Here is a 6000-nt window from a genome sequence, read left to right on the forward strand (position 1 = left end):
CTTAATTTGTATTTTCTATCAGACTTTTGTTGAAATTCATTCTCTTTTACATGCATCTGTGTTCGCTTTAGAGTACAATCTTTGCCGTTTATGATAATTCGATTGAACCACCATAGCGTTCAATCGTGCAAACGCATCTCATTGGAGAATATCACATGAAGCAACCCGTTCGTGTTGCCGTTACAGGCGCTGCAGGTCAAATTGGTTATAGCTTATTATTCCGTATCGCAAGCGGTGAAATGCTAGGTAAAGATCAACCTGTAATTTTACAATTGCTTGAAGTTCCTTTTGAGAAAGCTCAACAAGCGCTTAAAGGCGTGATGATGGAACTTGATGACTGTGCTTTCCCATTATTGGCTGGCATGATCGGGACTGATGATCCTAAAGTTGCATTTAAAGATGCTGACTATGCTCTATTGGTTGGTTCACGTCCACGTGGTCCTGGTATGGAACGTGCTGACTTGTTAAAAGTGAATGGCGAGATCTTTATCGGTCAAGGTCAAGCACTAAACGAAGTTGCTAGCCGTGACGTTAAAGTATTGGTTGTCGGTAACCCTGCAAATACTAATGCTTATATCGCAATGAAATCTGCTCCAGATCTTCCAGCGAAAAACTTTACAGCAATGTTACGTCTTGACCACAACCGTGCTTTGACTCAAATTGCTCAAAAAGCTGGTGTTGCTGTTTCTGATATCGAAAAATTAACTGTTTGGGGTAACCACTCTCCGACAATGTATGCTGACTACCGTTTTGCAACTGCAAATGGCGAAGGCTTAAAAGACAAGATCAATGATGCAGAATGGAACAAAGATGTGTTCCTTCCAACTGTTGGTAAACGTGGTGCTGCTATCATCGAAGCGCGTGGTTTGTCTTCTGCTGCTTCTGCTGCAAATGCTGCAATCGACCATATGCGTGATTGGGCGTTGGGTACAAACGGCAAATGGGTAACTATGGGTATTCCTTCAGACGGTTCTTATGGTATTCCAGAAGGCGTAATGTACGGTGTGCCAGTAACTTGTGAAAATGGCGAATACACACGTGTTGAAGGTCTTGAAATTGATGAGTTCAGCCGTGAGCGTATGAACATCACACTTCAAGAACTTGAAGATGAACGTGCTGCAATTGCGGACATGTTAAACTAATTTATCATTTTGATAAGTTGAAAAGCACTCCTTCTTAAGGGGTGCTTTTTTTATGTATAAACACAAAAAACAACAAGAAAATATAGGCATGCATATGCTGACACGATGTATTTACTGTTAGATTATTTCTATTAAGTAAATCGTTTGGAGAATAATAATGTTTGAACAACAACCGACACTTGAACTGTTATTTGAACAGCTTGGATTGGGTGCTGATGAAGCAGCAATGGAAACTTTTGTAAAAGAACATCAACTCAATGCGGATCAAAAATTACATGAAGCCGTATTCTGGAGTGCAGGTCAGCGAGATTTTTTAAAAAGTCATATTGATAAAGATGATGAATGGGCAATCGTGATTGATGAGTTAAATCAGCAGTTACATGTCGATAGTACCCACTGATCCCATCCCTTAGTAAAAGCAAAGCTCGCTTAGTGAGCTTTGCTTTGAATCAGTACCTTAAACCAGTCTTCTTGACGAGCAATTGCGAAAGCAGGGTGCACTTGTAATAATTCTAAATCATGGTCTAAGCAAGACACATATTTTTTCAACCAATGTCGTGTTAATGCCGGTTCTTGTTTGGCTGCTGAAGCGTAAGCCAAGAAAAAATAAATATCTAAGTGATCGTTATATGCCAAGGGTTTAAGAATTTGCTGTGTAATTAAAGCAAAACGTTGCTCTTTGCTTAGCTCAAAGTAAATCATATAGGCTTTGGCGAGGTATAAAGATAAATTTAAATATAAATTGAGAGGCATTTCTTCATATTCAATACGTGCTTGTTCGAGTAGCACGATTGCTTCTTGTAAAAAGTGCAATTGTTCCTGACGAATATGGCTCAAGACGACCAATTGCAAACGCAGATCAGCGCGTTCTAAAGCAAGTTCAGGCGTATTCTTGTTTAAAAAGAGTTGGTCAGTTTCACCAATTCGAGCAATGACTTGTTGGGTTTCAGTAGACATTCATTGATCCAAAATCATCAGTTATGTGAAGTTATATCGGGCTGTTTTCAATAATTTAAAGGTTTAACCATGCCAAATCGAATGACCACTGCGAAGCCATGCAGTAATTGATAGACGTTGCTGTTTGGATAGAAGTACTTCGTGTAATAAATCACTTTGGAAGATAGCAAGGCGGTTTGCTAAAGGTTGGATGATATGCCATTGATCATTTTTATCCTGCAAACGTAATTGACCACCCCAGTTGTCTTGCCAGCATTCATGTAAATAGAAAACGGTTGAAATCATTCGGTCATTTTTCTGTTGCGGATTATCTCGATGCAACGCATAAAACTCACCTGCATTATAACAAGCGAAATGAGCTTCTACTTCTTTAATACCCAGATAAAAAGCCTGATTTAAAGCTTGAGATAGATATTCTAACGTTTGGATATGCTGTTGTGCGATTGGGAGTTGACCATTAATCCATAAAATATGATCACTACGAATATGGCTGACGATACCATTTTGAACGCCTGCTGCTCTGAATTCCGCAAGATGAGACGTACACTCATGTGCAAGAGTTTGTACATAGTCATTTGAGTAGACATCATCAATCAAGGCAAAGCCAAACTCATTTAAATCATCCAAAATTTGGTCTAAGTTCCATGAGTGAAGATTTAAAGCTTGAGAGAGTAGGGGGTCTTGCATAGCGCTCCACTGAACATTCATCTGATTACAGTACAATTTTAGACGATCACATCAACGTTAAAGAATACTTTTTTCTTTCATGTTAAACTATCCTCTGAATTGAGGAATAATTGTCAACATGAATTACCGTCACCATTTCCATGCAGGTAACTTTGCCGATGTTATGAAGCATGTGCTTTTGCTTCAACTGCTTGCTCGTTTAAATGCTAAAGATAAACCTTATCGATATATAGATACACATGGTGGTGCAGGTAAATATGATTTATCTACTTCTGAAGCACAGAAATCGGGTGAATTCTTAACGGGTATTCACCGTTTGGTCAAGCTTGATGAGTCGATTAAACGTAATGCGCCTGAAGGTGTGAAACAATATCTTAAAATTGTTGAAGATATGCGCGCAGGTTCGGGTAAAGGCGCTTATCCAGGCTCACCTTGGTTTGCGCTTGAAGGTATGCGTGATATTGATAAGGCAACTATTTTTGAAATGCAGCGTGATGTGTTTCAACAATTGTATTTTAACATTCGCGATAAACGTGCAGGCTTACATGAGCGTGATGCTTATGAAGGTCTTTTAGGTGTAATTCCACCAAAAGAAAAGCGTGGATTGGTCATGATTGACCCACCTTATGAAATCGAGCGTAAAGATTTCCCACAATTGGTTGAATTGCTGCAAGCTGCCCATAAAAAATGGCCAACAGGCGTATTCGCAGTTTGGTATCCAATTAAAGACCGTGCCATGATTGAACGTTTTGAAAAGAAAATGTTTAAAACGGGAATTCGCCGCCAGCTCATTTGTGAAATTTGTGTATGGCCCGATGACACGCCAGTTGGATTGAATGGTTGTGGTCTATTGGTCATTAATCCACCTTGGAAATTCTCAGAAGATGCAGACCAAGCATTACAATGGTTATTTCCACATTTACGCATGAGTGAAAATGGTGGTCATGCTGCTGTGCGTTGGTTGGTGGGTGAATAACCCATCAACGTCAAAATATTCTCGAGGAATTGAAAATAATGACAAATTCTCTTAAACCTGATGCTGATTTAAATAAAGATGATCATTCTTTTGATGGCATCACCTTTGAAGTCGAAGAAGAAGAACAAACGCATGAAGGGCAAAAAGTGAAACGCCGTGGTATTTATTTATGGCCTAATTTAATAACAACTGCAGCATTACTCTCTGGTTTTTATTCGATTATTGCCAGTATGAATGGCAACTTTAATCAAGCAATTTATGCCATATTTTTAGCTGCACTACTTGATGGCTTAGATGGACGAGTTGCACGTGCGATTGGCGCACAAAGTGCATTTGGTGAACAATATGATTCACTTTCTGACTTACTTGCTTTTGGTGTTGCACCTGCAATTTTGATGTATAGCTGGAGTTTGCATGATCTCGGTCGTATTGGTTTAGCATGTTGCTTTATTTATACCGCCTGTGCTGCATTTCGTTTAGCTCGTTTTAATGTACAAATCGGTGTAGTGGATAAACGTTATTTCATTGGAATTGCGAGTCCACTTGCTGCGGTCACTGTCATTTCTTTAGTCTGGGTCGGACGTGACTATCCATTTGTTTTCGATCTAAAAGATATTGTAATTCAGGTGATTAACTGTATTGTGATGATCGTGGTTGGGTTGTTAATGATTTCAAATATCAAATACTATTCGTTTAAACAAATGGATCGTAAACGTGTACCTTTTGTTGTGATGTTGCCTGTAGTCTTGATTTTTGCTGCAATCACGTACAACATTCCTGTAGGGATCTTAGTTGTGTGTATTATTTATGCACTCTCAGGATTCGTAACGACCTTGGTTGCGAAAAAGAATGATTCAAAAATAACAACTTAAAATATGGAGGTTCAGTATGCCATTGATGAGTAATAATCAATTAAAGCAGCTGAACCTCAATAAGTCAGATGCACTAACCTTCTACCCGCCAAAAGGTTTATTTAAGATTGTTTATCAGGCACTTATTCTGCCAGATTTACCTGAACCCTTTCATTATTTAAATTTCATTAGTCTGATCGGACAACCACGTATTCCCATTTGCTATAATGCAAGTGCCATTACTACAACAGCAATTGATACTGCTACCGTTCTGGTCACCAGTGGTTTGTCTACAGTAGGGCACCTTAAAAGTTATAGTGCAAAAGAACAATGTCAATTAGAACAAGATCGTTATCAATTTTTAGATGTTGATCAAATTCAAGTTGATTTTCCTAATTATTATTTTAAACGTATAGATGAGGAATTAAGTTGTCAGCTTACCGTGAATATTAGTGCTGAAATCGAAAATCATTCAGCTTTACATTGGGGAGTGGGGGATTATTGGTACGCCAGTTGTAAATGCGAAGGTGAAATTACGTACAAAAAACAAAAATATCAAATTGAAGCACAAGGAATATTGAAACACGCGCGAGCGATTTACTTCCCCTTTATTGCCTTCCATTTTTTTACGTATCAAGTCATACAAGTAAATGGAAACCTGCAAATCATCTTGTCTGAATTAAGAAACCAATGGAACAATATTGTTTTTTCAAGAATTGAAATACAGTCGAATGAACAGAGATCAATTCTTTATGATCATCAAGTCGTTCTTGATATCATGCGTGTTTATCCTAAAGTTCAAACACCAAATGGACGTGAAATGTATTTGGCACGAGAATTTATTTGGCAATACCAAGAAAAGAACCAAATTATATTTCAACTCAAAGCTCAAAGCCGAGGAGATTATAAATTTGGGTTAGGGGCGGGTTATGTTGGTAGCTTTAATTATGAATTGATATGGAATAATGAAAACTATAAAGGTTCAGGATATTGTGAATATATCGATTGCCGACCATTACACTGGCAAGAAAAAAATAAATCTGAACAAATAATGGACCAAATTCCGCATTTTCAGCCTTATTTGTGTAAAAAATAGGCGCTTGATTTGATAATTTAAATAAATTTGAGTAAAGCACTTGCAAGCGATCTGAAATCCTGTAGAATGCACATCCATCGGCGGTGATGCGGATAAAAACTTGTTGAGAAACAAGGATTTGGCTAGAAAGGTTAGATTTTTGGAATGATTGATAGGTTTTAAAAATATCGAAATTACCTGTTGACTTTAGTATAGATTAGAGTAACATAGCCGACCTAGCTTGATGATGACGAATCATCGAGAAGATCATTAAGAGAATAGAAGAACAACTTGTGTGGATTTTTACTGATT

7 protein-coding genes are annotated in these 6000 nt (G+C 38.0%); 5 read left to right on the forward strand and 2 right to left on the reverse strand.

Annotated features, from left to right (window positions below):
• Window positions 1-155: 155 nt before the first annotated feature.
• Both MMP60_RS09150 and MMP60_RS09155 read left to right on the forward strand, forming a co-directional pair.
• Window positions 156-1142, forward strand: coding sequence for a malate dehydrogenase (locus MMP60_RS09150; protein ID WP_018677311.1), 987 nt, complete (start codon window positions 156-158; stop codon window positions 1140-1142).
• A gap of 157 nt (window positions 1143-1299) precedes the next feature.
• Window positions 1300-1542 (forward strand): DUF2789 family protein, encoded by a 243-nt coding sequence (locus MMP60_RS09155; RefSeq protein ID WP_241335970.1) that lies wholly within the window; start codon window positions 1300-1302, stop codon window positions 1540-1542.
• A 29-nt stretch (window positions 1543-1571) separates the two neighbouring features.
• On the opposite strand, the gene MMP60_RS09160 is transcribed toward MMP60_RS09155, so the two are convergent.
• Complete coding sequence (locus tag MMP60_RS09160) at window positions 1572-2099, reverse strand: hypothetical protein (RefSeq protein WP_241335971.1); 528 nt, start codon at window positions 2097-2099, stop codon at window positions 1572-1574.
• A gap of 63 nt (window positions 2100-2162) precedes the next feature.
• On the reverse strand, window positions 2163-2786 hold the full coding sequence (locus MMP60_RS09165) for a 2OG-Fe(II) oxygenase (protein WP_241335972.1): 624 nt from the start codon (window positions 2784-2786) through the stop codon (window positions 2163-2165).
• 118 nt (window positions 2787-2904) lie between these two features.
• Here MMP60_RS09165 and rlmJ point away from each other — a divergent pair, with 118 nt between their 5' ends.
• Genes rlmJ through MMP60_RS09180 form a run of 3 tightly spaced genes read left to right on the forward strand, consistent with a single transcriptional unit; the run spans window position 2905 to window position 5709 of the window.
• The gene (gene rlmJ, locus MMP60_RS09170) at window positions 2905-3762 is read left to right on the forward strand and encodes a 23S rRNA (adenine(2030)-N(6))-methyltransferase RlmJ (RefSeq protein ID WP_241335973.1); all 858 of its coding nucleotides are present in this window, start codon (window positions 2905-2907) and stop codon (window positions 3760-3762) included.
• Between the two features lie 38 nt (window positions 3763-3800).
• A complete protein-coding gene (pssA, locus tag MMP60_RS09175; RefSeq protein ID WP_241335974.1) occupies window positions 3801-4634 on the forward strand; it encodes a CDP-diacylglycerol--serine O-phosphatidyltransferase in 834 nt (277 codons plus the stop codon).
• A gap of 16 nt (window positions 4635-4650) precedes the next feature.
• On the forward strand, window positions 4651-5709 hold the full coding sequence (locus MMP60_RS09180; RefSeq protein ID WP_241335975.1) for a DUF6670 family protein: 1059 nt from the start codon (window positions 4651-4653) through the stop codon (window positions 5707-5709).
• The last annotated feature ends 291 nt before the right edge of the window (window positions 5710-6000 follow it).

Source organism: Acinetobacter sp. ANC 4805, assembly GCF_022549495.1.
In the GTDB taxonomy this organism is placed as follows: Bacteria; Pseudomonadota; Gammaproteobacteria; order Pseudomonadales; family Moraxellaceae; genus Acinetobacter.

Coding starts and splice junctions, on each gene's coding strand:
- MMP60_RS09165 (WP_241335972.1), bottom strand. CDS start 2,786: ATGCAAGACCCCCTACTCTCTCAAGCTTTAAATCTTCACTCATGGAAC.
- pssA (WP_241335974.1), top strand. CDS start 3,801: ATGACAAATTCTCTTAAACCTGATGCTGATTTAAATAAAGATGATCAT.
- MMP60_RS09150 (WP_018677311.1), top strand. CDS start 156: ATGAAGCAACCCGTTCGTGTTGCCGTTACAGGCGCTGCAGGTCAAATT.
- MMP60_RS09160 (WP_241335971.1), bottom strand. CDS start 2,099: ATGTCTACTGAAACCCAACAAGTCATTGCTCGAATTGGTGAAACTGAC.
- MMP60_RS09180 (WP_241335975.1), top strand. CDS start 4,651: ATGCCATTGATGAGTAATAATCAATTAAAGCAGCTGAACCTCAATAAG.
- rlmJ (WP_241335973.1), top strand. CDS start 2,905: ATGAATTACCGTCACCATTTCCATGCAGGTAACTTTGCCGATGTTATG.
- MMP60_RS09155 (WP_241335970.1), top strand. CDS start 1,300: ATGTTTGAACAACAACCGACACTTGAACTGTTATTTGAACAGCTTGGA.